This window comes from Pseudomonas wenzhouensis, from assembly GCF_021029445.1.
Classification (GTDB): Bacteria; Pseudomonadota; Gammaproteobacteria; order Pseudomonadales; family Pseudomonadaceae; genus Aquipseudomonas; species Aquipseudomonas wenzhouensis.
Genome location: NZ_CP072610.1, coordinates 3,188,218 through 3,212,485, shown reverse-complemented (window position 1 = coordinate 3,212,485; position 24,268 = coordinate 3,188,218). Strand labels below are relative to the sequence as shown.

Annotated in this window: 25 protein-coding genes; 6 read left to right on the top strand and 19 right to left on the bottom strand. The window is 62.9% G+C overall.

Annotation, left to right across the window (positions count from 1 at the left end; all coding sequences use genetic code 11):
* Nucleotides 1-79 precede the first annotated feature (79 nt).
* A complete protein-coding gene (locus J7655_RS14830) occupies nucleotides 80-961 on the top strand; it encodes an AraC family transcriptional regulator (RefSeq protein ID WP_230927735.1) in 882 nt (293 codons plus the stop codon).
* A 65-nt stretch (nucleotides 962-1,026) separates the two neighbouring features.
* Here the strand turns inward: J7655_RS14830 and J7655_RS14825 are convergent, their stop codons facing one another.
* On the bottom strand, nucleotides 1,027-1,839 hold the full coding sequence (locus tag J7655_RS14825) for an HDOD domain-containing protein (RefSeq protein WP_230925095.1): 813 nt from the start codon (nucleotides 1,837-1,839) through the stop codon (nucleotides 1,027-1,029).
* A 139-nt stretch (nucleotides 1,840-1,978) separates the two neighbouring features.
* On the opposite strand from J7655_RS14825, the gene ung reads away from it, so the two are divergent.
* A complete protein-coding gene (gene ung / locus J7655_RS14820; RefSeq protein ID WP_230925094.1) occupies nucleotides 1,979-2,668 on the top strand; it encodes a uracil-DNA glycosylase in 690 nt (229 codons plus the stop codon).
* A gap of 8 nt (nucleotides 2,669-2,676) precedes the next feature.
* Here ung and J7655_RS14815 read toward each other — a convergent pair whose 3' ends face one another.
* From J7655_RS14815 to J7655_RS14790, 6 genes are all read right to left on the bottom strand, one after another.
* Complete coding sequence (locus J7655_RS14815) at nucleotides 2,677-3,537, bottom strand: DUF6279 family lipoprotein (protein WP_230925093.1); 861 nt, start codon at nucleotides 3,535-3,537, stop codon at nucleotides 2,677-2,679.
* Nucleotides 3,538-3,780: 243 nt separating this feature from the next.
* Nucleotides 3,781-4,482: an ABC transporter ATP-binding protein gene (locus tag J7655_RS14810; RefSeq protein ID WP_230925092.1), complete on the bottom strand. Its 702-nt coding sequence runs from the start codon at nucleotides 4,480-4,482 to the stop codon at nucleotides 3,781-3,783.
* Between the two features lie 3 nt (nucleotides 4,483-4,485).
* A complete protein-coding gene (gene livG, locus J7655_RS14805) occupies nucleotides 4,486-5,253 on the bottom strand; it encodes a high-affinity branched-chain amino acid ABC transporter ATP-binding protein LivG (RefSeq protein WP_104730319.1) in 768 nt (255 codons plus the stop codon).
* Nucleotides 5,250-6,509 carry a high-affinity branched-chain amino acid ABC transporter permease LivM gene (locus J7655_RS14800; RefSeq protein WP_230925091.1) on the bottom strand — a complete coding sequence of 420 codons (1,260 nt, stop codon included), beginning with the start codon at nucleotides 6,507-6,509 and terminating at the stop codon, nucleotides 5,250-5,252. The genes livG and J7655_RS14800 overlap by 4 nt, the downstream gene beginning before the upstream one ends.
* Nucleotides 6,506-7,429, bottom strand: a complete 924-nt coding sequence (gene livH / locus J7655_RS14795) for a high-affinity branched-chain amino acid ABC transporter permease LivH (protein ID WP_147812057.1) — start codon at nucleotides 7,427-7,429, stop codon at nucleotides 6,506-6,508. The genes J7655_RS14800 and livH overlap by 4 nt, the downstream gene beginning before the upstream one ends.
* A 193-nt stretch (nucleotides 7,430-7,622) precedes the next feature.
* A complete protein-coding gene (locus tag J7655_RS14790) occupies nucleotides 7,623-8,741 on the bottom strand; it encodes a branched-chain amino acid ABC transporter substrate-binding protein (protein WP_230925090.1) in 1,119 nt (372 codons plus the stop codon).
* Between the two features lie 295 nt (nucleotides 8,742-9,036).
* Here J7655_RS14790 and J7655_RS14785 point away from each other — a divergent pair, with 295 nt between their 5' ends.
* Nucleotides 9,037-9,354: a DUF2288 domain-containing protein gene (locus J7655_RS14785; RefSeq protein ID WP_230925089.1), complete on the top strand. Its 318-nt coding sequence runs from the start codon at nucleotides 9,037-9,039 to the stop codon at nucleotides 9,352-9,354.
* A gap of 93 nt (nucleotides 9,355-9,447) precedes the next feature.
* Nucleotides 9,448-9,816, top strand: a complete 369-nt coding sequence (locus tag J7655_RS14780) for a DUF5064 family protein (protein WP_230925088.1) — start codon at nucleotides 9,448-9,450, stop codon at nucleotides 9,814-9,816.
* Nucleotides 9,817-9,895: 79 nt separating this feature from the next.
* On the opposite strand, the gene J7655_RS14775 is transcribed toward J7655_RS14780, so the two are convergent.
* The 3 genes from J7655_RS14775 to pyrC form a co-directional block, all read right to left on the bottom strand.
* Nucleotides 9,896-10,114 (bottom strand): bacterioferritin-associated ferredoxin, encoded by a 219-nt coding sequence (locus J7655_RS14775; protein ID WP_004423711.1) that lies wholly within the window; start codon nucleotides 10,112-10,114, stop codon nucleotides 9,896-9,898.
* A gap of 168 nt (nucleotides 10,115-10,282) precedes the next feature.
* Entirely contained in the window at nucleotides 10,283-10,957 is a 675-nt protein-coding gene (gene rnt, locus J7655_RS14770; protein WP_230925087.1) for a ribonuclease T, read from the bottom strand.
* On the bottom strand, nucleotides 10,954-12,000 hold the full coding sequence (pyrC, locus tag J7655_RS14765) for a dihydroorotase (RefSeq protein ID WP_230925086.1): 1,047 nt from the start codon (nucleotides 11,998-12,000) through the stop codon (nucleotides 10,954-10,956). Before pyrC ends, rnt begins: the two co-directional genes overlap by 4 nt.
* 153 nt (nucleotides 12,001-12,153) lie before the next feature.
* Here pyrC and J7655_RS14760 point away from each other — a divergent pair, with 153 nt between their 5' ends.
* Both J7655_RS14760 and J7655_RS14755 read left to right on the top strand, forming a co-directional pair.
* Nucleotides 12,154-13,095, top strand: coding sequence for a flagellar protein MotY (locus tag J7655_RS14760; protein WP_275948850.1), 942 nt, complete (start codon nucleotides 12,154-12,156; stop codon nucleotides 13,093-13,095).
* A 106-nt stretch (nucleotides 13,096-13,201) separates the two neighbouring features.
* Nucleotides 13,202-14,419 (top strand): argininosuccinate synthase, encoded by a 1,218-nt coding sequence (locus J7655_RS14755; protein WP_041977727.1) that lies wholly within the window; start codon nucleotides 13,202-13,204, stop codon nucleotides 14,417-14,419.
* A 123-nt stretch (nucleotides 14,420-14,542) separates the two neighbouring features.
* Here J7655_RS14755 and J7655_RS14750 read toward each other — a convergent pair whose 3' ends face one another.
* From J7655_RS14750 to metG, 9 genes are all read right to left on the bottom strand, one after another.
* Nucleotides 14,543-14,722, bottom strand: coding sequence for a PA3496 family putative envelope integrity protein (locus tag J7655_RS14750; RefSeq protein WP_004423730.1), 180 nt, complete (start codon nucleotides 14,720-14,722; stop codon nucleotides 14,543-14,545).
* A gap of 111 nt (nucleotides 14,723-14,833) precedes the next feature.
* Entirely contained in the window at nucleotides 14,834-15,472 is a 639-nt protein-coding gene (gene nth, locus J7655_RS14745; RefSeq protein ID WP_230925085.1) for an endonuclease III, read from the bottom strand.
* Nucleotides 15,469-16,176, bottom strand: a complete 708-nt coding sequence (locus J7655_RS14740) for an electron transport complex subunit E (RefSeq protein WP_230925084.1) — start codon at nucleotides 16,174-16,176, stop codon at nucleotides 15,469-15,471. The genes nth and J7655_RS14740 overlap by 4 nt, the downstream gene beginning before the upstream one ends.
* On the bottom strand, nucleotides 16,173-16,808 hold the full coding sequence (gene rsxG, locus J7655_RS14735) for an electron transport complex subunit RsxG (RefSeq protein ID WP_230925083.1): 636 nt from the start codon (nucleotides 16,806-16,808) through the stop codon (nucleotides 16,173-16,175). Before rsxG ends, J7655_RS14740 begins: the two co-directional genes overlap by 4 nt.
* A gap of 2 nt (nucleotides 16,809-16,810) precedes the next feature.
* Complete coding sequence (locus J7655_RS14730; RefSeq protein WP_230925082.1) at nucleotides 16,811-17,842, bottom strand: RnfABCDGE type electron transport complex subunit D; 1,032 nt, start codon at nucleotides 17,840-17,842, stop codon at nucleotides 16,811-16,813.
* Nucleotides 17,843-18,137: 295 nt separating this feature from the next.
* Nucleotides 18,138-20,777 (bottom strand): electron transport complex subunit RsxC, encoded by a 2,640-nt coding sequence (gene rsxC / locus J7655_RS14725; RefSeq protein ID WP_230925081.1) that lies wholly within the window; start codon nucleotides 20,775-20,777, stop codon nucleotides 18,138-18,140.
* A complete protein-coding gene (gene rsxB / locus J7655_RS14720) occupies nucleotides 20,774-21,349 on the bottom strand; it encodes an electron transport complex subunit RsxB (protein ID WP_230925080.1) in 576 nt (191 codons plus the stop codon). Before rsxB ends, rsxC begins: the two co-directional genes overlap by 4 nt.
* Entirely contained in the window at nucleotides 21,346-21,930 is a 585-nt protein-coding gene (gene rsxA / locus J7655_RS14715; protein ID WP_004423752.1) for an electron transport complex subunit RsxA, read from the bottom strand. The genes rsxB and rsxA overlap by 4 nt, the downstream gene beginning before the upstream one ends.
* A gap of 119 nt (nucleotides 21,931-22,049) precedes the next feature.
* Nucleotides 22,050-24,086: a methionine--tRNA ligase gene (gene metG / locus J7655_RS14710; RefSeq protein WP_230925079.1), complete on the bottom strand. Its 2,037-nt coding sequence runs from the start codon at nucleotides 24,084-24,086 to the stop codon at nucleotides 22,050-22,052.
* Between the last annotated feature and the right edge of the window lie 182 nt (nucleotides 24,087-24,268).

Genomic DNA, 24,268 nt, shown 5'->3' with positions numbered 1-24,268 from the left:
GGCGAGGCGCTTGTGGATTGACGATCTTGGTCAATGGATGGACGATCTTGGTATTCATAGGTGTGGCGAGGTCGCTGGTATGGGCGCGCGGGTGGAAACTTCAAACTGGCCGTTGCCACTCGGTGGACAGCGTTTCATCACACCGCCACGCCTGCGCCGTTTGCTGCAGCGCCACCCCCTGAGCGCAGGCTGCTATCCGCTGGCCATGGGCTTCTATCCGGAAGCGGTCGGGCATCAGATGCAGCGTGCACGGCCGGATGATCACTTGCTGATCTACTGCCGCTCGGGCAAGGGTTGGCTGGAAACGGCGGATGGACGATTAGAGGTCGTGGCTGGCGATCTGCTGCTGCTGCCCAAGGGCGTGGCACATGCCTATGGCGCCGATGGGCAAAGCCCCTGGACAATCTATTGGGTGCATTTCGACGGCAGCCTCAGCCAGGACTTCCTGCATCTGCTGGGCGCGCAGATGCAGCGTCGTATCGGGGTGCAGCCGCGCTTGCTGGGGGACTTCGAAGCGTTACTGGGCCTGCAGCGCCAGGGGCTCAACGCTGCGCCCGCGATTCATGCCGCGCACCGCTTGCAGGCCATGCTCAGCTCGCTGGCGGCATTGCCGGCGCGAGTCAGTCTGAAATCCGGGCGGGTGCTGGATATCGAGGCGGTGCAAGCGGTGATGCGCGAACATCTGCACGGCAGCCTCAACCTCGATGAACTGGCCGCCCAGTTCAAGCTGTCGCGTTTTCACTTCGCCAAGACCTACCGGGCGCTGACCGGACAGGCGCCGATTCAGGACTTCATCCAGTTGAAGATGGCCCTGGCCTGCCGCCTGCTCGACCGTGGGGATATCGAGGTACGCCAGGTCGCCGAGCAACTGGGTTATGACGATCCGTATTATTTCTCGCGGCTGTTTCGCAAGGTGGTGGGGATGGCGCCCAGTCATTACCGGGCGCTGCACCAGGGCTAACATAACGGCCGCCTGCCATCGCTTGCGAGCCGTAGCCTGGATGAACTCTCCGTGTCAGCGCCGGCTCAGGCCAGCAGGCGCTTCCACAGGCTCAGTTCATCGGCCAGCTCCTGACGCAAGGTTGCCAGGGGCTGTTCCAGGCCCAGTTTGATCTGCGCGGGCAAGGGTGCTTCTGGTTCATGTGTCCCTTGCAGGGCGCTGGCCAGTAGCACCAGATCGGCCAGGTCGGCAGGGCCGTCATGTTCGCGCTGCCATTGTCCATACTGGCGTGCGCACTCGACGACGGCAGGTGGCAGTTGCCAGCGCGTGAGGATCAACGCTCCCAGATTACCGGAGAGTGATTCGCAGAGTCCTTCCAGCGTGGCCGCGTCACGAGAGACCTGCGGCCAATGCTCCAGCTCCGAGAGCAGCGGCAGGCTGCCGATGTCCTGCAGGAGGCCGGCGAGCATGGCGTCGTCCATTGATAACCCTGTGCGTTGCGCCAGCACTGCACAGTGTGCCGCACGCTCGCGCGCATGACGCCAGCGCAAACGAAACGCCTGTTGTAACAACGCATCGGTGCTGCTGAACAGGTGTTGCAGGCTGAAGCCCAGTACCAGGTCTGCCAGCTGGCGGGTGCCCAGACGGTCGAGCAACTCGCGCAGGGAGGCGCACGGACGATTGCCGCGCACCAGTGGTGAGCTGGAGAACTGCATCAGGTAAGCCGCCAGGGGCGGGTTGCCATTTATCACCCGCGCCAGTTGTTCGGTAGAGGTCATCGGGTTGTCCAGCAGCTTGCGGATACGCATGGCTGCTTCGGGCATTTGCGGGATCTTGGCCTCGCCTTTGATAAAACGATTGAGCAGCGCCAGGCGCAGGGTATCGGTGATGGTCGACATGGAGTCCCAAAAGCATCAAGGGTGGTGGGCAATAGGCTAGCAAAGCATGCTGACACCTGTCGCAGGCTCATGTCCTTGACTTGCCGCAACCCCATCACTAGCGTGCCTGCATTCGTTTCAAGGCACGCAGGACGTTTGCATGACCGATGACCACATCAAGCTCGAAGCCAGTTGGAAGCACGCACTGCGCGAGGAGTTCGACAAACCCTACATGAAGGCGCTGGGTGAGTTCCTGCGGGCAGAGAAGGCCGCAGGCAAGGAGATTTACCCGCCGGGCCCGCTGATCTTCAATGCGCTGAATTCCACGCCGCTGGATCAGGTCAAGGTGGTGATCATCGGTCAGGATCCTTACCACGGCCCCGGTCAGGCCCATGGCCTGTGCTTCTCGGTGCAGCCGGGCGTGCCAACACCGCCGTCACTGCTGAACATCTACAAGGAGCTCAAGCGCGATCTCAATATCGATATTCCCGCCCATGGCTACTTGCAGAGCTGGGCCGAGCAGGGCGTGCTGCTGCTCAATACCTCGCTGACGGTGGAGCGTGCCAACGCCGGTTCGCACGCAGGCAAGGGCTGGCAGTTCTTCACCGACCGGGTGATCGAGGTGGTCAGCCAACAGCAGCCCAAGCTGGTGTTCCTGCTCTGGGGCAGCCACGCGCAGAGCAAGCAGCGTCTGATCGACCCGACCAAGCATCTGGTGCTGCGCTCACCGCATCCGTCGCCGCTGTCGGCGCATCGCGGTTTTATCGGCAATGGCCATTTCAGTCGCTGTAACCAGTTCCTCAGCCAGAATGGCCTGCAACCGATCGAGTGGCGCCTGCCGGCGCTCTGAGCGTTGCTTCAGCGCTGCACGACTGCCTGATCAGTCGTGCACTGCTGTGCGGCCAGGTCAGCATGAAGGCTTTGCAGATGCTTGTCGGCGCGCGCCAGTTGCGTTGAGTCCGCTTGCCTGACCAGGTCGACGATCATCTCGGCCATGGCCTGGCGGTTGCTTGCATAGCTGGCCCGATAGGCATCGGTATAGAAGCGTTCGCGCTGTTGCAGCAGGGCGGTCATGCGCGCCGCGAAATCATCACCACGGCGAACATCCAGTGCTTCGCGCAGCGCCTGTTGCCAGGCCACGCGGTTTTCCAGCCAGACCTGGTTTTGCTCGCCCAGGCCTGCTGCCCAGACGCGTACGCGTTCGCGTTGTTCGGCATTCAGCTTGCCGAACCAGGGTTGCAGACGTTTTTCCATACGTTCGGCACGGTTACTGATCTGCTCGGCCAGTGGCGGTTCGAGAAACTCCTCGCGTAGCTTGGCACTCTGCTCGTCCATGGCCGTCACCAACTGCTCGACCTGACGTGGACTGAGGCCACGCAGCAGTTCGATGGTGCTGGGTGTGACCTCCACGGCGAGGCGCTGCATGGCCTGTTCAACATCAGCCAACTGGCTGGCCATCAGCTCGCTGTCACGGTTGTTCAACGCCTGCTGACTGCGTTGCAGCCAGTCGAGATAACGCGGCAGCTCGACACTGCAGTGCCAGGCCAGATGCTCCTGCAACTGGGGTTTGAGCCAGGCGCTCTGCTCGCGGGTCAGTGCCACGTAGTCGCCCAGCTTCCAGGGAATCAGCCAATCGAGGTTGCGATAGGCCAGATCGACACGGCTGCAGGCACCCAACAACAGGGAGATGGCCAGTAGCAGAAGCAGAGGCTTGCGCATGGTCTGTGCTCATGAGGGCAGAGTCGTTGAGACTAATACTCGGTTCTTTTGACGCAAGATGGTGGAAATATTCGCTTAAGAGTTCGCCAGCACGCCATGATCGCCGGCCAGCCGGCTCCTACAGGAGGCGCTGGTCTTGCTGTGTGTAGGAGCCCGCTTGCGGGCGATCCAATGTGGAGCGTTGCACTCCCGCAGCTAAAAAGAAACCGCCCCGAAGGGCGGTTCCGATGTCAGAGGGTGCGCTTAGCCGCCGAGGTAGGCGTCGCGTACCTTGGGGTCGTTGAGCAACTCTTCGCCGCTGCCACGCATGACGATGTGGCCGTTCTCCAGCACATAACCGCGATCAGCCAGCTTCAGCGCCTGGTTGGCGTTCTGCTCGACCAGGAACACGGTCACGCCGTCTTTGCGCAGTTGCTCGATGATGTCGAAGATCTGCTGGATGATGATCGGCGCCAGGCCCAGCGACGGCTCGTCGAGCAGCAGCAGGTTGGGCTTGCTCATCAACGCACGGCCGATGGCGAGCATCTGCTGCTCGCCGCCGCTCATGGTGCCGGCGCGCTGGGCGAAGCGCTCCTTCAGGCGCGGGAACAGGTGCAGAACCTTGTCCAGTTGCTCCTGATTGTCCGCCTTGTCACCGAAGAAGCCGCCCATGGCCAGGTTTTCCTCGACGGTCAGGCGGGCGAACACGCGACGGCCTTCCGGCACGATGGCGATGCTCTTGCGCATGATCTCCGGGGTATCCATGCCCACCAGTTCTTCACCCATATAGCGGATGCTGCCTCTGGTGGCGCGCGGGTTGCCGCACAGGGTCATCAGCAGGGTCGACTTGCCGGCACCGTTGGCACCGATCAGGGTGACGATCTCGCCTTTCTGCACGTCGATGCTGACGTCGTGCAGCGCCTGGATCTTGCCGTAGAAGGTTGAGACGTTGTTGAAACTCAGCATGGATTACGCCTCCCCCAGATAGGCTTTGATCACGTCCGGGTTGTTGCGGATGTCGTCCGGCGTGCCGTCGGCCAGGGGAGTGCCCTGGTTGATCACGTAGATGTGGTCGGAAATGCTCATCACCAGCTTCATGTCGTGCTCGATCAGCAGCACGGTGACGTCGTGCTCGTCACGCAGCACACCGATCAGCGCTTTGAGGTCTTCGGTTTCGCGCGGGTTGAGGCCGGCGGCCGGCTCGTCGAGCATGAGAATGCTCGGGCGGGTCATCATGCAGCGGGCGATTTCCAGGCGGCGCTGCTGACCGTAGGCCAGGGTGCCGGCGCTACGGTTGGCGAAGTCCACCAGGTCGACCTGCTCCAGCCAGTAGGCGGCGTACTCCATGGCCTCGCGTTCGCTGCGGCGGAAGGCCGGGGTCTTGAACAGGCCGGCCAGGTAGCCGGTGTTCAGATGGCGATGCTGGGCCACCAGCAGGTTTTCCACCGCGGTCATGTCCTTGAACAGGCGTACGTTCTGGAAGGTCCGTACCACGCCCTTGCGGGCGATCTTGTGGCCGGGCAGGCCTTCGATCGCTTCGCCATTGAGGCGGATGCTGCCGGAGCTCGGCTGATAGAAACCGGTCAGGCAGTTGAATACGGTGGTCTTGCCGGCGCCGTTCGGGCCGATCATCGAGACCACCTGCTTTTCCTTGACGTTCAGGCCCACCCCGTTGACGGCCAGCAGGCCGCCGAAACGCATGGACAGGCCGCTTACTTCGAGAATCGTGCGGCTCATCGCTTCAGCTCCAGGTGGGGACGTTGCATCGGCAGCAACCCTTGCGGGCGCCAGATCATCATGAAGATCATGACCAGACCGAAGAACAGCATGCGGTACTCGCTCAGCTCACGCATCTCCTGCAGCATCACCATGATGATGGCCGCGAGGATCACGCCCAGCTGCGAGCCCATGCCACCCAGCACGACGATGGCGAGAATCATCGCCGACTCGATGAAGGTGAACGACTCCGGTGTCACCAGGCCCTGACGCGCGGCGAAGAAGCTGCCGGCGAAACCGGCCAGGCTGGCACCGATGGTGAAGGCCGAAAGCTTGATCACGGTCGGGTTCAGGCCCAGCGCGCGGCAGGCAATCTCGTCTTCACGCAGCGCTTCCCAGGCACGACCGATCGGCATGCGCAGCAGGCGGTTGACCAGAAACAGGGTCAGCAGCACCAGCAGCAGGGCGATCAGGTAGAGGAAAATCACCTTGTACTGCGAGTTGTAGGCAATCTCGAAGTAGCCATGGAAGGTCGGCATATCGGCCGGCACACGGCGCTCGAAGGACAGACCGAACAGCGTCGGTTTGTTCTCGTTGGCGATGCTCAGACCGTTGGGGCCACCGGTGTACTCGGTCAGGTTGCGCAGCAGGATGCGAATGATCTCGCCGAAGCCCAAGGTCACGATGGCCAGGTAGTCACCGCGCAGGCGCAGCACCGGGAAACCCAGCAGGAAGCCGAACAGCGCCGCCATCATGCCGGCCAGCGGCAGGCAGATCCAGAAACCCAGGCCGAAGTAGTGCGCCAGGATCGCATAGCTGTAGGCGCCCACAGCGTAGAAGCCGACGTAGCCCAGGTCGAGCAGACCAGCCAGGCCGACGACGATGTTCAGGCCGAGGCCGAGCATCACGTAGATCAGGATCAACGTGGCGATATCCACCGCGCCGCGACTGGCGAAGAACGGCCACACCAGTGCCACCATGACCATCGCCAGGATGATCCAGCGTTGGGTGGAGGGCAGGGTGAGGAAGTTGCCAATTTGCCCGGAACCACTGGGCAGCTTGGGCAGTTTGGCCCAGGCCGGGGTCAGTTGGTCACGCAGCAGTTGCCAGAGGAAGACCAGCGCAGCAGCACCACCGATGCACCAGAGTTCGAAGGCAGTAGCGCCTTCGACACGCAGGCTGATACCGATGGTGCTGAGTTTCAGGCCCAGTACCGGGTAGGAGATGATCAGCACCAGCAGGGCGCTGAAAATCGCGGATTTGAGGTTGCGGCTCATACCTTTTCCACCTCCGGGCGGCCAAGGATGCCGGTGGGACGGAACAGCAGCACCAGCACCAGCAGGCTGAACGCCACCACGTCCTTGTATTGATCACCAAAGATATCGGCGCCGAAGGCTTCGGCCACGCCCAGCAGCAGGCCACCGAGTACTGCGCCCGGGATGCTGCCGATGCCGCCGAGTACCGCGGCGGTGAAGGCCTTGATGCCGGCGAGGAAGCCCAGGTGCGGGTTGATCACACCGTAGTTCATGCCCAGCAATACCGAGGCGATGGCGGCCAGCGCAGCGCCGATGACGAAGGTCAGGGCGATGATGTTGTTGGTATTGATGCCGAGCAGGTTGGCCATCTTCAGGTCTTCGGCGCAGGCGCGGCAGGCGCGGCCCAGACGCGAACGCGAGATGAACAGGGTCAGCGCGATCATGGTGACGAAGGTGACGATGAAGATCAGCACCTGCATGTAAGACACCACCACGCCGTTGGCCGCGCTTTCACCAAGGATGAAGTTGCCCGGCAGCAGGCTGGGGATGGCCTTGTCCTTGGAGTCCTGCGAAAGCAACACGGCGTTCTGCAGGAAAATCGACATACCGATCGCGGAGATCAGTGGGATCAGGCGGTTGCCACCGCGCAGGGGGCGATAGGCCACCCGTTCGATGCTGTAACCGTAGGCGCTGGTGACGATCATGGTGGCGGCGAAGGCCGCGATCATCACGAAGGGCACGGCTTCCAGGCCGAACATGGCGAGGCCGGCAATCACGGTGAAGGCTATGTAGGAGCCAATCATGTAAACCTCGCCATGGGCGAAGTTGATCATGCCGATGATGCCGTAGACCATGGTGTAGCCGATGGCGATCAGGGCATAGGTGCTGCCAATGGTCAGGCCATTGAGCAACTGTTGCAGGTAGTGGTAAAGATCAGGCATTGCCTAACTCCTGGGCGCTTGCGTGAAGCGGCGCTTGTGGCGCAGCGCGAGGCCGGAATTCTTCTAATGAACAAAGCCCACTGCAGCAGTGGGCTCTGGGTTAAGAACCTGTTCATGATCTGCTGCGCGTCGGCCCGCCGGGTCAATGGCGGGCGCTAGCTCGCTAGCTCATGAATCAGCTTCTTCGGCGGGGTTACTTGGCTTCGGACTTGGTGCCGTCCTGGTGCCACTCGTACACCACGAAGCTGAAGTCCTTCAGGTCGCCCTTCTCGTCGAAGGCCAGGGTGCCGGTGGGGGTGTCGAAGCTGTTGGCGCGCAGGGCAGCCGCTACCTTGGCGGTATCGGTGTCGCCGGCTTTCTCGATGCCTTCGGCGATCACCTGAACAGCAGCGTAGGCCGGGAACACGAACGGACCGCTCGAGTCTTCGTTCTTGGCCTTGAAGGCTTCTACCAGCGCCTGGTTCTTCGGATCCTGGTCGAAGGACTTCGGCAGGGTGACCAGCAGACCTTCGGAAGCCGGGCCGGCAATGGCGGAGATTTCGGAGTTGCCGACGCCTTCCGGACCCATGAACTTGACGTTCAGACCGCGCTCTTTGGTCTGGCGCAGCAGCAGGCCCAGTTCCGGGTGGTAGCCGCCGTAGTAGACGAAATCGACGCCCGCTTGATTGAGCTTGGCGATCAGTGCGGAGAAGTCCTTGTCGCCGGCGTTGATGCCTTCGAACAGGGAAACCTTCACGCCTTTGCTTTCCAGGGTCTGCTTGACTGCAGTGGCGATGCCTTCACCGTACTGCTGCTTGTCGTGGATGACGGCAACGGTCTTCGGCTTGATGTGGTCAGCGATGAAGTTGCCTGCGGTCGGGCCTTGCAGGCTGTCCAGGCCGATGGTGCGGAACACCAGTTCGTAACCGCGAGCGGTGATGTCCGGGCTGGTGGAGGCCGCGGTGATCATCAGGATGCCTTCGTCTTCGTAGATGTCCGAGGCCGGCTGAGTGGAGCTGGAGCACAGGTGGCCAACCACGAACTTGACGCCGTCGTTGACGATCTTGTTGGCCACGGCAACGGCCTGCTTGGGATCGCAGGCGTCGTCGTAGACCACGCCTTCGAGCTGGGCGCCATTCACGCCGCCAGCCTTGTTGATCTGCTCGATGGCCATCTTGGCGCCGATGAACTGCATTTCGCCGTACTGGGCAACTGCGCCGGTTACCGGGCCAGCCAGGGCGATCTTGATGTTGTCGGCTGCCATCGAATAACTGGCCGCCCCCGCCAGTGCCATTGCCGCGAACAGCTTGGAAATCTGCTTAGCCTTGTTCATGAGTGCTCCACTCTTATGTTTTTCGTTGTTGTAGTTCTTGCGGCCGAAGCTGCAGAACCGAGTCCATGACCCGGGTAATGCCTCCGGCAACTGTACCGGAGCAGTTTAGAGCGCGGATTTGCGCCTTGAAAAGCCGGCTGCTGAAGGCGGAACGCGGGGTTGTCGCTATATTGCAAGGAATGTATAGAAAAACGGCGTGGCCTGTGTCGGCTGGCGAGCGTCATGCGATTGCCAGGGCAGTTACCGGCGCTATCATTGCGCGCCTGCATTCAACGCCATCGACACGGGATACACCATGACGGATCAATCTAGCACCCTCTATGCCAAGCTGCTCGGTGAAACGGCACCGATTCGCTGGCAGGAACTGCAGCCATTCTTTGCGCGTGGTGCGTTGCTTTGGGTCGAGGGTAGTCAGGATCTGGTGGCGGTCGCGCATGCTGTGGCCGAGAACGATCAGGCCCGAGTCGCGCAATGGATGAACCAAGGCCTGTTGTGCAAGCTCGAAGATTCCCGTGCCGAAGATCTGCTCGCGCGTGACCCCCAGTTGTGGGCAGTTGTGGTCGCCCCCTGGGTGCTGGTCCAGGAAAGGGCAGGGGATTCGACCCTGCACTGAAATGGCGCATGCAGGGTTGGAAGTGGCGTACTAGACTCTTCGGGCGATCCGTCAGGACGCATCAAGCGGCGTTACGGCAGAGGAGAGAGCAGCATGTTCGAACCCGGTCACCTGCATCGCAGCAATCCGCCTGGCCTGGGCGGGCAACCTGGTTACAGCATCGATTTTTACTATGAGGTGCGCAAGGATTCGCAAGAAGGGCCCATGCTGCACGGGCGTCTGGTGGGCGAGATCGACGGCAAGGCCTTCGAGGAAGTCTTCGCGATGCACCGCGATACCGCCTTCAACTTCGCCAGCGTGATCTCCCGTTTGGTCGCCAGGCATGGCCTGTCGCCCAATCACAGCCCGATCATGCGGGCGCATGCCGAATACGATGCGATCTTCGAGGATATTCGCGCCAGGCTGCACGCCAAGCCGGGTCAAGCGGTGGACCTCGATCACCTGGAGCGTGACAGCCTGTAGCCTGCAAGATGCATCGAGGCTTTCTGCGAGACGAAAAAAACCGGATTGTACAATCCGGTTTTTTATTTGCGGGTCAGGTTCAGGCGGCGACGAAGCCTGCAGGATAGGCCAGCGAGGCCTGGCTGCTCTGCACTTCGGCGATGGTTTCGCGCACGACCTGCTTGGCCAGGCACGCGCACTTGCCGCACTGGCTGGCGATGCCGAGTGTGCCGCGCACTTCACGATAGCTGCAGCAGCCCTCGTAGACCGCATCGCGGATTTGCGTATCGGTGACACCTTCACAGAGGCAGACGTACATAAGCAAGGCTCGTCTTGGTGGTTCTGTTCGATGGGTCGGATACTAATGTTAATGAGAATGCTTGTCAAAGATCGATTGCGAATGCTCGCATCTCCTGACGAACGGTGCAGGCCATGAGGCCCGATATGAAAAAACCGGCTTTCGCCGGTTTTTTCATATCGGGGGGGCCTACTGATCGAACTCGTCCCAGCCGCCCATTTCCTTCCAGCGGTTGACGATGCCGCAGAACAGTTCGGCGGTTTTCTCGGTGTCGTAACGGGCCGAGTGCGCTTCCTTGCCGTCGAATTCGATGCCCGCTGCCTGGCAGGCCTTGGCCAGCACGGTCTGGCCGTAGGCGAGGCCGGCGAGGGTGGCGGTGTCGAAGCTGGAGAAGGGGTGGAAGGGGTTGCGCTTGATGCCGCAACGCGCCACCGCAGCGTTGAGAAAACCCAGGTCGAAGCTGCTGTTGTGCCCGACCAGGATCGCACGCTTGCAGCCGGCCGATTTGATCGACTTGCGCAGGCCCTTGAAGATTTCACCCAGCGCGTGTTCTTCGCTCACCGCCATGCGCAGCGGGTGGTCGAGCTTGATACCGGTGAACTCCAGCGCCGCCGCTTCGATATTGGCGCCCTCGAAGGGCTCGACGCGGAAGAAGTGGGTATGGTCCGAGTAGAGAAAGCCGCTCTCGTCCATGGCAATGGTGGTCGCGGCGATTTCCAGCAGGGCGTCGGTGGCGCTGTTGAAACCACCGGTTTCCACGTCCACCACAACCGGCAGATAACCGCGAAAGCGCGCTGCCATGGGCGTGCGCGGGCCGGACGGCAGGCTCGGTTCGAGTTCGTCGTCGTAGTTGTCTTCGCTCACGCCTGAGCCTCCAGCAATTTCCAGCGCAGGGTTTCGCCGGCACGCAGCGGGATTACGCTGTTGTCGCCCAGCGGCAGGCTGGCCGGTACGGTCCACTCTTCACGCACCAGGGTGATGCTGTCGGTGTTGCGCGGCAGGCCGTAGAAGTCCGGGCCGTGGCAGCTGGCGAAGGCTTCCAGCTTGTCCAGGGCGTTGCGCTGCTCGAATGCCTCGGCATACAGCTCGATGGCGGCATAGGCGGTGTAGCAGCCGGCGCAGCCGCAGGCGGCTTCCTTGGCGTGCTTGGCATGTGGCGCCGAGTCGGTGCCGAGGAAGAACTTGGCGTTGCCGCTGGTGGCGGCATCGAGCAGGGCTTCCTGGTGCACGTTGCGCTTGAGGATCGGCAGGCAATAGAAGTGCGGGCGAATGCCGCCCACCAGCATGTGGTTGCGGTTGTACAGCAGGTGGTGCGCGGTGATGGTGGCGCCGACGTTGGCCGAGGTGGCCTCGACGAACTGCACCGCGTCACGGGTGGTGATGTGCTCGAACACCACTTTCAGGGTGGGGAAGCGTTCGACCACGCGGGTCAGGTGCTCATCGATGAAGGCCTTCTCGCGGTCGAACACGTCGATCTCGGCGCGGGTCACTTCGCCATGCACCAGCAGCAGCATGCCGACTTCGGCCATGGCTTCCAGCGCTGGGAAGATCTTGTCGATGCTGGTCACGCCCAAGTCGGAGTTGGTGGTGGCACCGGCCGGGTAGAGCTTGGCGGCATGCACGAAACCGCTGGCCTTGGCCGCGCGTACGTCTTCGGGGCTGGTGTTGTCGGTGAGGTAAAGCACCATCAGCGGCTCGAAGCGGCTGCCAGCCGGGCGCGCCGCGAGAATGCGCTGGCGATAGGCGTCAGCCTCGGCGGCGTTGCGTACCGGCGGTACCAGGTTGGGCATGATGATGGCGCGGCCGAAGGTGCGCGCGGCATCGCCGACGGTATGTGGCAGCACCGCGCCATCGCGCAGGTGGATGTGCCAGTCATCGGGACGCAGAAGAGTCAGACGGTCGGACATGGAGGCTTCCAGGCGGGTAAAACGTGGCCGCATGGTACCTGAAAAGCGCCTGTTCGCGCTCGCGCCAGCGTGACAATCGCACGCAGGGGGTCAAGTTTTCGCGAACCTGACCGATACCCCTTGGGAATGCCGTGAACCGCCGTGGAGCCTGTCGTGCGTGCGTCCAATTTCCTTCTGATCAGCCTGCTGGCAGGCATGCCTTTATGCATGCCTGCGCATGCCATCAGCTTCCAGACGCGACTGGAGAAGGTGGAGTGGACGGTAGAAGGTGATCAGTTCGAGTGTCGCCTGAGCCAGCCGATCAGCAATTTCGGCAGCGGTGAGTTCGTGCGCCGCGCGGGTGAACAAGTCACCTTCCGCCTCAAGGCCCGCGAGCGCTGGATGGGCGCGGGGTCGGCGACCTTGCTGGCGGCGGCGGCGCCCTGGCAGCCGGGGCGCGGTGATATCAACCTGGGAGTAGTCAGTGTTGGTAACGGCGAGGTGCCGTTCAACAGCTCGCAGGAGCAGGGCGCGCGCCTGCTCACCGGTTTGCTCGAAGGGCGCAGCCCGCTGGTGCGCCACCGCACGCTCAATGGCGGCGACAACCTGGAGGTGCGCCTGCTGCCGGTGAAGTTTCACAAGGCTTATGAGGACTACCAAGCCTGTACCGCCAAGTTGCTGCCGGTCAATTTCGATCAGATTCGCCAGGCGCAGATCGGCTTTCCCGGTGGCGGCATCGATCTCGACCCAATGGCCAAGTCCAAGCTCGACATCATCCTCGACTTCGTCAAAGCCGACCCGAGCATCAACAGCTTTCAGATCGACGGTCACGCCGATAACAGTGGTAACCGCCTGACCAATCGCGACCTGTCACGCCGCCGTGCACTGGCGGTGCAGGAGTATCTGGTGGCCGGCGGCATACCGGTCGAGCAGATCACCATGCGTTTTCATGGCGAGCGTTACCCGCTGGTGCCGAACACCAGCGACGCCAATCGCGCCAAGAATCGCCGTGCGACCCTGCGTCTGGAGCGTGTGCCAGCGGCAGAAGTGCCACAACAGAGTGCGCCTGCCCCGGCCACCACGCCGGTCGACCCACCCGGAAGCAGCCCATCCTGAATCCAGTCGGCGTCGCTTGCGCAACGCTGTGTGTCGCGCCCCTGTAAATTGCGGCGCGAGGCCAGTAGAATTACGGGTTTTACCGTACAACCCGTGGAGTGATGGCATGGCGGACGTCAAAAAGGTAGTTCTGGCCTATTCCGGTGGCCTGGACACCTCGGTGATCCTCAAGTGGCTGCAAGATACCTACAACTGTGAAGTGGTGACCTTCACCGCTGACCTCGGCCAGGGCGAAGAGGTCGAGCCGGCCCGCGCCAAGGCCCAGGCTCTGGGCGTCAAGGAAATCTACATCGACGACCTGCGCGAAGAATTCGTCCGCGACTTCGTCTACCCGATGTTCCGCGCCAACACTGTCTACGAAGGCGAGTACCTGCTGGGTACGTCCATCGCCCGTCCGCTGATCGCCAAGCGCCTGATCGAGATCGCCAACGAGACTGGCGCCGATGCCATCTCCCACGGTGCCACCGGCAAGGGCAACGACCAGGTGCGTTTCGAGCTGGGCGCCTATGCGCTCAAGCCAGGCGTCAAGGTCATCGCTCCGTGGCGCGAGTGGGATCTGCTGTCGCGCGAGAAGCTGATGGACTACGCCGAGAAGCACGCCATCCCGATCGAGCGCCACGGCAAGAAGAAGTCGCCGTACTCCATGGATGCCAACCTGCTGCATATCTCCTATGAAGGTGGTGTGCTGGAGGACACCTGGACCGAGCACGAAGAAGACATGTGGCGCTGGACCAAGTCGCCGGAAGCGGCGCCGGACACCCCGACCTACATCGAACTGACCTACAAGGCCGGTGACATCGTCGCCATCGACGGCAAGGCCATGACCCCGGCGCAGGTGCTGGCCGAGCTGAACCGCATCGGCGGCGAGAACGGCATCGGCCGTCTGGATATCGTCGAGAACCGCTTCGTCGGCATGAAGTCGCGTGGCTGCTACGAAACCCCCGGCGGCACCATCATGCTCAAGGCCCACCGCGCCATCGAGTCGATCACCCTCGACCGCGAAGTCGCTCACCTCAAAGACGAGCTGATGCCGAAATATGCCAGCCTGATCTACAACGGTTTCTGGTGGAGCCCGGAGCGTCTGATGCTGCAACAGATGATCGACGCCTCCCAAGCCAACGTGAACGGTGTGGTGCGCCTGAAGCTGTACAAGGGCAACGTCATCGTCACCGGCCGCAAGTCCGACGATTCGCTGTTCGACGCCAACATCGCGACCTTCGAGGAAGATGGCGGCGCCTACAACCAGCAGGACGCGGCAGGCTTCATCAAGCTCAATGCCCTGCGCATGCGCATCGCTGCCGGCAAGGGCCGCAAGCTGGTCTGATCGACCGCTTCAGCCTGCCAGCGAACCCCGGCCTTGTGCCGGGGTTCGTCGTTTCAGGTCTGTCAATTTCGGCGCTCAAACAAAAGCCCCGGCTTGCGGGGCTCTTGTAGAAGGCAGCGGCTCTCAGATATCGAAGTCGTATTCGGCCAGCTGTTTGTGCAGGCGTCGTTCTTCGAGGAAGTTGTCGATGATGCGGCGCTTGGTCAGGTTGGTCTTGGCGACTTCTACCGCAGGCTCGGCATCGTCTGCATCGTCCGCGACAAAGTCTTCGTCCAGCTCGAGGTCTTCTTTGTCTGTGCTCATTTCTTCCACTCCAGGCCATTTACTGGGGCCAATGGCGCACCTTATAGCGGCAAAAATTGAGCGGGTAAAAAAGATTTTTTCAATCAGAGGATCGCCAGATTCTATGGTCGATCAATCGTCGGAAGTTTTCGCCTTGTACTCGCACAGATCTTCGATGCGGCAGGCGCCACAGCGCGGTTTGCGTGCGGTACAGACGTAGCGCCCATGCAGGATCAGCCAGTGATGGGCGTCGAGCAGATAATCCTTGGGCACGAACTTGAGCAGCTTCTTCTCCACCTCGACCACGTTCTTGCCGGGGGCGATGCCGGTGCGGTTGCTGACGCGGAAGATGTGCGTGTCCACAGCCATGGCGAGCTGACGGAAGGCAGTGTTGAGCACCACGTTGGCCGTCTTGCGGCCGACACCGGGCAGGGCTTCGAGGTCTTCGCGGTTGTCCGGCACCTGGCTGCCGTGCTTCTCGATGAGGATGCGGCAGGCCTCGATGACGTTCTTCGCCTTGCTGTTGTACAGGCCGATGGTCTTGATGTATTCGGACAAACCCTCGACGCCGAGGGCGTACATGGCCTCCGGCGTATTGGCCACCGGGAACAGCTTGGCCGTGGCCTTGTTGACGCTGACGTCGGTGGCCTGTGCCGATAGCGTCACCGCCACCAGCAGCTCGAAGGGCGTGCTGTAGGCCAGCTCGGTCTTCGGCTCGGGGTTGTCCTCGTGCAGGCGACGGAAGATTTCCAGGCGTTTGGCGGCGTTCATTCGATGACTCCGGTAACGCGAACGCGGCGGCTTTGTACGGGCGCCTCGGGAGCGGCGGCCTTGGCCCGTTCCGCGGCGATCTGATCGATGCGGTTCTTGCCGGCGATCAGCAGGCCCAGAACGATGAAGGCGCCCGGCGGCAGGATGGCCAGCAGAAAGCCCTTGTAATCCTGCACCAGGGTAAGTTTCCACTCGGCGGCAATCGGCCCGAACAACAGGTGCATATTGGCGAACAGCGCGCCGGTGCCGAGCAGCTCGCGAATGGCGCCGATCAACACCAGCACCACGCCGAAGCCCAGGCCCATCATCAGACCGTCGTAGGCGGCGCGGGCCGGGTCGTGCTTGGCGGCGAAGCCGTCGGCGCGACCGAGGATCACGCAGTTGGTGGTGATCAGCGGAATAAAGATGCCGAGGATCTGGTACAGTTCGTAGGTGTAGGCCTGCATCAACAGCTCGATGCAGGTGGTCAGCGCGGCGATGATCATGACGAAGGCCGGCAGGCGCACGGCGGTATTGACCACGCCACGCACCAGCGACACAGCGGTGTTGGAACAGGCCAGCACCAGCGTCGTGGCCAGGGCCAGGCCAAGGGCGTTGACCGTGGAATTGCTCACCCCCAGCAGCGGGCAGAGGCCGAGCAGCTGCACCAGCGCCGGGTTGTTCTTCCACAGGCCATTGAGGGTTATTTCGCGGTAGCTGGTCATTGCGCGTCCTCCGCCACGCCCAATAGTTGGTCGCGGTGTACATCGAAATACTGCAGGGCGCCGTGCACGGCCTTGACCACTGCACGCGGGGTGATGGTGGCACCGGCGAACTGGTCGAACTCGCCGCGATCCTTCTTTACCGCCCAGCCGTCATTGCCAGGGTTACTCAGGGATTTACCCTCGAAGCTGCGGATCCAGTCGCTCTTGGCCAGTTCGATCTTGTCGCCCAGGCCTGGGGTTTCTCTGTGGCTGAGCACACGCACGCCGGCCAGGCGGCCGTCGGCGAAGATGCCCACCAGCAGGTGAATGGCGCCGCTGTAACCGTCCGGGGCGCTCACCGGCAGGATCAGCGCGCTGGGCTGGTCGCTCTTCAATGCCAGGTAGGCCGACTGCGCACTGCGGTGACCCAGCTCGGGAGCGTTAAGCTCGATGCGGTTGTCCAGCAGGTGATTGTCGTAGCTGCCTGCGGGCAGGATTTCGGCCAGGGCGCGCACCTGCGCTTCACGCTCGGCGGCGGCGATGCGCTCGGCGGTGCCCTGTTGCAGCAGGGCAACGCTACCGACTGTGCCAATGGCGAACAGGCCGAGGATCAGGGCGTTTTTCAGCATCGAACGGCTGATTTCCGGCAGCATGCTCATTCTCCCAGCTTGAAGCCGCTATTGGGCTTGCGGTGGCCGTAGCTGCGCGGCCGGGTGTAGTAGTCGATGGTCGGCGCCGCCAGGTTCATCAGCAGCACGGCGAAGGCCACCGCATCCGGGTAACCACCCCAGGCGCGGATCACGTAGACCAGCACGCCGACGCCGATGCCGAACACCAGCCGCCCGCGATTGCTGGTGGCGCCGGAGACCGGGTCGGTGACGATGAAGAAGGCGCCGAGCATGGTCGCGCCGGTGAGCAGGTGAAACAGCGGTGAGCCGTTGGAATCCGAGCCGCTGCCGTTCCAGAACAGCAGGCTCATGACGAACAGGGCGGCGAGCATACCCACCGGCGCGTGCCAGGTGATCAGGCGTTTGTGCAGCAGATACAGACCGCCGGCGAGGAAAGCCAGGTTGACCGCCTCGCTGCCGGCGCCGCCGAAGTGGCCGAAGGCCGGATTGGCGGCGCGCAGTTCGTCGATGGTCAGGCTCTTGTTCACCTTCAGGGCGTCCAGTGCGGTGGCCTGGGCCCAGCCATCGGGCAGGCTGGCGATGCCGAGGATGTGCTTGAGGCCATCCAGCGCGGCGACGCCATGCGGCGCGGGCCAACTGGTCATGTCGACGGGGAAGGAGATCAGCACCACCACGTAGCCGACCATCGCCGGGTTGAACGGGTTCTGCCCGAGGCCGCCATAGAGTTGCTTGCCGAAGCCGATGGCGAAGCCGCAGGCGATCAGGGTCAGCCACCAGGGCGAGTAGGGCGGCAGGGCCAGGGCCAGCAGCACGGCGGTGACCAGGGCGCTGTAGTCCTTGAGGAAGAAGGCGATCGGGCGTTTGCGTGCGGCCAGCAATGCGGCCTCGAAGCCCAGCGCGCAGAGGCAGGCCCATGCCAGATTGAACAGGGTGCCGGCACCGAATAGCCAGGTCAGGGCGAGGATGCCCGGCACGGTGGCCAGCAGCACCTGCAGCATGACCTGCTGGGTACGGTTGCTGCCCGTGGCGTGGGGCGATGTGATACGGGGCAGGGCCATCGGCGCTCCGTTGGTTCTGTTGCTGCGTTCGTATTGAGCGCAGTGGTGTTCATTCCCCGGATTGCATCCGGGCTACGGTTGTCTGTGCCGCCCGGATGCTCCGGCGCAACGGGTGTCTTTTGTAGCCCGGATGCAATCCGGGGCGCTGTACCGGCGTGCCGGCGTTTTCATTCCCCCTCTCCCGTTTACGGGAGAGGGCCGGGGAGAGGGTGCGGCGCACTGGCCCTCTCCCCAACCCCTCTCCCACAAGTGGGAGAGGGGCTTTAATCGCAGTGCAGCCTGCCCTGGACGATCGCTACTTCTGGTATTCGGCCAGCTTGCGTTCGGCTTCGGTCAGGCGGTTACGCGCCTGTTCCAGCGCCTCGCCAGCGGCGCTCTCGTCACGCTCCAGCTTGCGCAGATCGGCGCGGGCGAAGGCTACTTCGGTCTTCAGGGCTTTCAGTTCGGCATCTACGCCGGGGCGTTCGGTGCGCACCAGCTCCGGCGCCGGTTTGCCCGAGGCCGCCTCGGCGGCATGTAGAGCGTGTTCAGCGTCAGCCAGGGCATCGCGCAGCGGCTGCAGCGTGGTTTCGTCGCTGCCGGTTTTTTCCGCCTTTTTCAGCTCGGCGCGTTTCATCGCCAGTTCGATCTTGGCTTTCTTCAATGCCTCTTCGCCGGCGGGTTTGGCTGCCGGGATGGGCGCCTGCTCCTGAAATTCGGCGAGGGCTTTCTCAGCGGCTTCAAGCTGCTGGCGCACGCGGGCGATTTCGGCCTGCTGATCATCGTCCGGCGCTTCGGTCTTCTCCAGCTTGCGCAATTGCGCCTTGAGCATGGCGGCTTCGATCTTGGCTTTTTTCAGCGCTTCGTTGCTGACGGGGTTGGCAGCCGGCGCAGGCGCCTGGTTCTGCAGCCTGACCAGGACCTTCTCGGCGGCTTCCAGTTGCTGGCGCAGGCGGGCGATTTCGGCCTGCTGCTCGTCGTCCGGGTTCTCGATCTTTTCCAGCTTGCGCAACTGGGCCTTGAGCATAGCCGCTTCGATCTTGGCCTTTTTCAGCGCTTCGTCGCCAGCGGATTTGGCGGCTGGGGCGGGTGCCTGGTTCTGCAGATCGATCAGGGACTTCTCGGCGGCTTCAAGCTGCTGGCGCACGCGGGCGATTTCGGCCTGCTGATCATCGTCCGGCGCTTCGATCTTCTCCAGCTTGCGCAATTGCGCCTTGAGCATGGCGGCTTCGATCTTGGCTTTTTTCAGCGCTTCATCGCCGGCTGGCTGGGGCGCTGGGGCAGGGGCTGTAGCCTGGGCATCGGCCAGCGCCTTCTGTGCGGCTTCGGCGGCGGCGCGCAGCTCGGCGACCTGTACCTGCAGCTCGGGCGTGTCGTGGGCGGCCAGCTGTTTCTCGGCCTTCTTCAGTGCGACCTGGGCCATGCTGGCTTCGATCTTGAGCTTCTTCAGCGTTTCATCGGCTGGCGCCGCCGCCGCTGCGACGGGGGCTTCGGCTTGCGCGGCCTTGGCGCGGGCGGCTTTCTCTGCACGGGCCTTGCGCTCGGCTTCCTTCTGCTCCTCGGCGCGACGCAGGCGTTCCTGGCGTTGCTCGAAGCGCTGTTTGGAGTGCTCGGCCTTGAGCTGTTTCTGTTCCAGCTCGCGGATTTCCGCCTTGGCCGCGCGGTAGTACTGCACCAGCGGGATACTGGATGGGCAGACGTAAGCGCAGGCGCCGCATTCGATGCAGTCGAACAGGTTGTGCGCCTTGAGCTGTTCGTGCTCCTGGCCCAGGGCGAAGAAGTGCAGTTGCTGCGGCAACAGGCTGGCCGGACAGGCCTCGGCGCATTCGCCACAGCGGATGCAGGGCATGGCCGGCGGTGGCAGCGGCAGCTCGGCAGCGGTGCTGGCCAGCAGGCAGTTGCTGCTCTTGATCAGCGGCACCTCGAGACTGGGCAGAGTGAAGCCCATCATCGGCCCGCCCATGATCAGGCGGTTGAGTTTGCTGGTGTCCAGTCCGGCGAACGCCAGCAGCTCGCCCACCGGTGTGCCGATCAGCGCCTCGACATTGCCGGGCCGCGCCAGCGCTTCGCCGGTCAGCGTGGTAATGCGTGAGATCAACGGCTTGCCCAACAGCACGGCGTCGTGGATGGCCACGCAGGTACCGACGTTCTGGCAGAGAATGCCGATATCGGCCGGCAGCCCGCCCGAGGGCACCTCGACACCAGTGAGAATCTGGATCAGCTGTTTCTCACCGCCGGAGGGGTACTTGGTGGGGAACACCCGCACCTGGTAGTCATGCCCGGCGCAGGCGGCGCGTACGGCGGCGATGGCCTCGGGCTTGTTGTCTTCGATACCGATCAGCACCTGCTCCGGCTGAATCAGATGGGCCAGTATCTCGATACCGGCCACCAGCTCGGCGGCGCGTTCGCGCATCAGTAGGTCATCGGCGGTGATATAGGGCTCGCACTCGGTGCCGTTGATGATCAGCGTGTGGATCTTTTGCGTCGGCCGTGCGGTGAGCTTGACCGCCGTAGGGAAGCCGGCGCCGCCCAGGCCGTTGATGCCGGCCTCGCGGATCAGTGCCAGCAGCTCGGCAGATTCCATATGCCGGTAGTCGGCATGGGGTGTCAGCTCGCCCCATTCATCCAGACCGTCGCTGTCGATGACGATGGCTGGCGCCAGCATGCCGGAGACGTGCGGGTACGGCTGCGCGCCGATAAAGCTGACGGTGCCGGAGGTGGGTGCATGCAGCGGCGCGCTGACGAAGCCGTTGGCTTCGGCGATCTTCTCGCCCTTGCGCACTCGTTGGCCGACCACCACGCAGGGCTCGGCGACCGTACCGATATGCTGGCCGAGCGGCAAGACCAGGCGCTTGGGCAGTGGCGCCTGCTGGATCGGCGTGCGGTTGGACAGCTCCTTGCGCTCGGCAGGGTGTATGCCACCCGGGATATCCCAGATATTTACCTGCGTGCTCATGCTGCCTGCTCCCGGTCACTGGCGATCAACTGGCCGGGTGCCAGTGGTTTGTCCCATTTCCAGCTCTGCACGGTGCTGCCAACTTCGAGCATGTCGATGCAGTCCACCGGGCATGGCTCGACGCACAGGTCGCAGCCGGTGCACTCGCTGGCGATCACCGTATGCATCTGCCGCGCGGCGCCGACGATGGCGTCCACCGGGCAGGCCTGGATGCACTTGGTGCAGCCGATGCATTCGGCTTCGCGGATAAACGCGACCATCTGCGGCTTCTCGCCTTCCACCGCATCCAGCGGCTCGGGCTCGACGTCGAGCAGATCGGCCAGCGCCTGGATGGTCGTCTCGCCGCCGGGCGGGCACTTGTTGATTTTGTCGCCGCCGGCAATCGCCTCGGCGTACGGCTTGCAGCCGGGGTAGCCGCACTGGCCGCACTGGGTCTGCGGCAGCAGGGCGTTGATCTGTTCGGCAATGGGGTCACCCTCGACCTTGAAGCGCACGGCGGCAAAACCGAGGATGGCACCGGCGATCAGGCACAGCGCGAGCAGGGCGAGGACGGCGACCAGCACCAGGCTCATAGCTTGATCAACCCGGTAAAGCCCATGAACGCCAGCGACATCAGGCCCGCGGTGATCATGCCGATGGCCGCGCCCTGGAAGGATTTCGGTACGTCGGCGATGGCGATGCGCTCACGCATGGCGGCGAACAGCACCAGCACCAGGGAGAAGCCCAGGCCGGCGGCGAAACCATTGGCGGTGGCGGTGATGAAGGTGAACTCGGCCTTGTTGGCATTGAGCAGGGCAACGCCCAGGACGATGCAGTTGGTGGTGATCAGCGGCAGGAAGATGCCCAGCACGCGATACAGCAGCGGGCTGGTCTTGTTCACCACCATCTCGGTGAACTGCACCACCACGGCGATCACCAGGATGAAACTGATGGTACGCAGAAATTCCAGGTCCAGCGGCTTGAGCACGTACTGCTGCACCAGGTAGCTGCACATGGCGGCCAAGGTCAGCACGAAGGTGGTCGCCAGGGACAGGCCGATGGCGGTTTCGATCTTCTTCGACACGCCCATGAATGGGCACAGGCCGAGGAACTGCACCAGCACGAAGTTATTGACCAGGATGGCGCTGACCATGATCAGGACGAGTTCGGTCATCGGGTTGCCGTCGAGTGCGCAAAGGCCATAGGAAAAGGGCGCCTATTATCGGGAAGCGCGTAGATGCAAACAAGCCGGCATTGGCCGGCTTGTTCGACAGCTATAAGCCTAGCGTGTGCTTACTTGACGCGCTGACCCGGTTTGGCGCCGCTGTCCGGGCTGAGCAGGTAGATTTCCTCACCACCGGGGCCGGCCGCCAGGACCATGCCTTCGCTGATGCCGAACTTCATCTTGCGCGGCGCCAGATTGGCGACGTACAGGGTCAGGCGGCCTTCCAGCTGGCTCGGGTCCGGGTAGGCGGACTTGATGCCGGAGAACACGTTGCGCTTCTCGTCACCGATGTCCAGCGACAGGCGCAGCAGCTTGTCGGCGCCTTCGACGAACTCGCACTTCTCGATCAGGGCAATACGCAGGTCGACAGCGGCGAAGGCGTCGAAGTTGATCTCGGCAGCCAGCGGATCCTTGGCCAGTTCACCGTTGCCTTGAGGCTTGGGCGCTTCGGCGGCCAGGTCTTCCTTGGAGGCTTCGATCATGGCTTCGATTTTTGCCGGCTCGATGCGGGTCAGCAGCGGGTTGAACGGGTTCAACTGATGGTTGGCCAGTGGCAGTGCCAGGTCGGCCCAGGTTTGCGGCTGCACGTTGAGGAAGGCTTCGGCCTCGGCAGCCAGCTTCGGCAGCACGGGTTTCAACATGATCACCAACTGGCGGAACAGGTTGATACCCAGGGCGCAGATGGCCTGCACTTCGGCCTGCTTGCCCTCGACCTTGTTCAGCGCCCAGGGCGCCTTGTCGGCGATCCAGGCGTTGGCGCGGTCTGCCAGGGCCATGATCTCGCGCATGGCGCGGGAGAAATCGCGCGCCTCGTAAGCCTCGGCAATGCTCGGTGCGGCGGCCTGGAAGGCGTCCCACAGCTCCGGCTCGGGGTTGGCGGCGACCAGCAGGCCGGCGTTGCCCTTGTGGATAAAACCGGCGCAGCGGCTGGCGATGTTGACCACCTTGCCGACCAGGTCCGAGTTGACCTTCTGCACGAAGTCTTCGAGGTTCAGATCCAAATCGTCCACGCCACGGCCCAGCTTGGCGGCGTAGTAGTAGCGCAGGTACTCCGGGTTCAGGTGATCCAGATAAGTGCGCGCCTTGATGAAGGTGCCGCGCGACTTGGACATCTTCTGCCCGTTGACCGTCAGATAGCCGTGCACGTTGACGGCGGTCGGCTTGCGGTAGCCAGCGCCTTCGAGCATCGCCGGCCAGAACAGAGCGTGGAAATTGACGATGTCCTTGCCGATGAAGTGGTACAGCTCGGCAGTGGAGTCCTTGCCCCAGAAGGCATCGAAGTCCAGCTCCGGGCGTTTGCTGCAGAGGTTCTTGAAGCTGGCCATGTAGCCGATCGGCGCGTCCAGCCAGACATAGAAGTACTTGCCCGGCTCGCCGGGAATCTCGAAGCCGAAGTAGGGCGCATCGCGGCTGATGTCCCACTCCTGCAGGCCGCCATCGAGCCATTCGGCGATCTTGTTGGCCACCGCCTCCTGCAGCGCACCGGAGCGCGTCCACTGCTTGAGCATGGCCTCGAAGTCCGGCAGCTTGAAGAAGAAGTGCTGCGACTCCTTGAGCACCGGCACGGCACCGGAGATGGCCGAGCGCGGGTTCTTCAGCTCGGTCGGCGTATAGGTAGCGCCGCACTTCTCGCAGTTATCGCCGTACTGGTCTTCGGCCGCGCATTTCGGGCAGGTGCCCTTGATGAAGCGGTCGGCGAGGAACATGCCCTTCTCGGGGTCGAAATACTGGGTCACGGCGCGGGTGGCGATATGCCCCTTGTCGCGCAGCGCCAGGTAGATGGCTGCCGACAGCTCGCGGTTTTCCTCGGAGTGGGTGGAGTGGTAGTTGTCGAAGTCCACCAGGAAGTCGGCGAAGTCGGCGGTGTGCTCGGCCTGCACGTTGGCAATGAGCTGCTCGGGCGTGATGCCTTCTTTCTCGGCGCGCAGCATGATCGCCGAGCCGTGGGCGTCGTCAGCGCAGACATAGATCGCCTGGTTGCCACGCAGTTTCTGGTAGCGCACCCACATGTCGGTCTGCACGTACTCGAGCATGTGGCCGAGGTGGATGGAGCCGTTGGCATAGGGGAGGGCGCTGGTAACGAGAATCTTGCGGGCTTCGGTCATGGTGATCGGCTGCACGGGGGAAACGAAAGAAGTCGGCAACTATAAAGGAAGCTGCAAGCTGCAAGCTACAAACCGCAGGCAAAAGCGCATCCGTAGCGACCCTTGGTGGCGGTGTAAGGCGTGAAACGGATCGCTGCTGTTAAGATGCCTGCCTGTTTTCCCGCTGCCTTCTGGAGTTCTTG

What these genes read in the sequence shown, in the direction of transcription:
- J7655_RS14830 (WP_230927735.1), top strand. Translation starts at nt 80, where the DNA reads ATGGGCGCGCGGGTGGAAACTTCAAACTGGCCGTTGCCACTCGGTGGA.
- J7655_RS14825 (WP_230925095.1), bottom strand. Translation starts at nt 1,839, where the DNA reads ATGTCGACCATCACCGATACCCTGCGCCTGGCGCTGCTCAATCGTTTT.
- ung (WP_230925094.1), top strand. Translation starts at nt 1,979, where the DNA reads ATGACCGATGACCACATCAAGCTCGAAGCCAGTTGGAAGCACGCACTG.
- J7655_RS14815 (WP_230925093.1), bottom strand. Translation starts at nt 3,537, where the DNA reads ATGCGCAAGCCTCTGCTTCTGCTACTGGCCATCTCCCTGTTGTTGGGT.
- J7655_RS14810 (WP_230925092.1), bottom strand. Translation starts at nt 4,482, where the DNA reads ATGCTGAGTTTCAACAACGTCTCAACCTTCTACGGCAAGATCCAGGCG.
- livG (WP_104730319.1), bottom strand. Translation starts at nt 5,253, where the DNA reads ATGAGCCGCACGATTCTCGAAGTAAGCGGCCTGTCCATGCGTTTCGGC.
- J7655_RS14800 (WP_230925091.1), bottom strand. Translation starts at nt 6,509, where the DNA reads ATGAGCCGCAACCTCAAATCCGCGATTTTCAGCGCCCTGCTGGTGCTG.
- livH (WP_147812057.1), bottom strand. Translation starts at nt 7,429, where the DNA reads ATGCCTGATCTTTACCACTACCTGCAACAGTTGCTCAATGGCCTGACC.
- J7655_RS14790 (WP_230925090.1), bottom strand. Translation starts at nt 8,741, where the DNA reads ATGAACAAGGCTAAGCAGATTTCCAAGCTGTTCGCGGCAATGGCACTG.
- J7655_RS14785 (WP_230925089.1), top strand. Translation starts at nt 9,037, where the DNA reads ATGACGGATCAATCTAGCACCCTCTATGCCAAGCTGCTCGGTGAAACG.
- J7655_RS14780 (WP_230925088.1), top strand. Translation starts at nt 9,448, where the DNA reads ATGTTCGAACCCGGTCACCTGCATCGCAGCAATCCGCCTGGCCTGGGC.
- J7655_RS14775 (WP_004423711.1), bottom strand. Translation starts at nt 10,114, where the DNA reads ATGTACGTCTGCCTCTGTGAAGGTGTCACCGATACGCAAATCCGCGAT.
- pyrC (WP_230925086.1), bottom strand. Translation starts at nt 12,000, where the DNA reads ATGTCCGACCGTCTGACTCTTCTGCGTCCCGATGACTGGCACATCCAC.
- J7655_RS14755 (WP_041977727.1), top strand. Translation starts at nt 13,202, where the DNA reads ATGGCGGACGTCAAAAAGGTAGTTCTGGCCTATTCCGGTGGCCTGGAC.
- J7655_RS14750 (WP_004423730.1), bottom strand. Translation starts at nt 14,722, where the DNA reads ATGAGCACAGACAAAGAAGACCTCGAGCTGGACGAAGACTTTGTCGCG.
- nth (WP_230925085.1), bottom strand. Translation starts at nt 15,472, where the DNA reads ATGAACGCCGCCAAACGCCTGGAAATCTTCCGTCGCCTGCACGAGGAC.
- J7655_RS14740 (WP_230925084.1), bottom strand. Translation starts at nt 16,176, where the DNA reads ATGACCAGCTACCGCGAAATAACCCTCAATGGCCTGTGGAAGAACAAC.
- rsxG (WP_230925083.1), bottom strand. Translation starts at nt 16,808, where the DNA reads ATGCTGCCGGAAATCAGCCGTTCGATGCTGAAAAACGCCCTGATCCTC.
- J7655_RS14730 (WP_230925082.1), bottom strand. Translation starts at nt 17,842, where the DNA reads ATGGCCCTGCCCCGTATCACATCGCCCCACGCCACGGGCAGCAACCGT.
- rsxC (WP_230925081.1), bottom strand. Translation starts at nt 20,777, where the DNA reads ATGAGCACGCAGGTAAATATCTGGGATATCCCGGGTGGCATACACCCT.
- rsxB (WP_230925080.1), bottom strand. Translation starts at nt 21,349, where the DNA reads ATGAGCCTGGTGCTGGTCGCCGTCCTCGCCCTGCTCGCGCTGTGCCTG.
- rsxA (WP_004423752.1), bottom strand. Translation starts at nt 21,930, where the DNA reads ATGACCGAACTCGTCCTGATCATGGTCAGCGCCATCCTGGTCAATAAC.
- metG (WP_230925079.1), bottom strand. Translation starts at nt 24,086, where the DNA reads ATGACCGAAGCCCGCAAGATTCTCGTTACCAGCGCCCTCCCCTATGCC.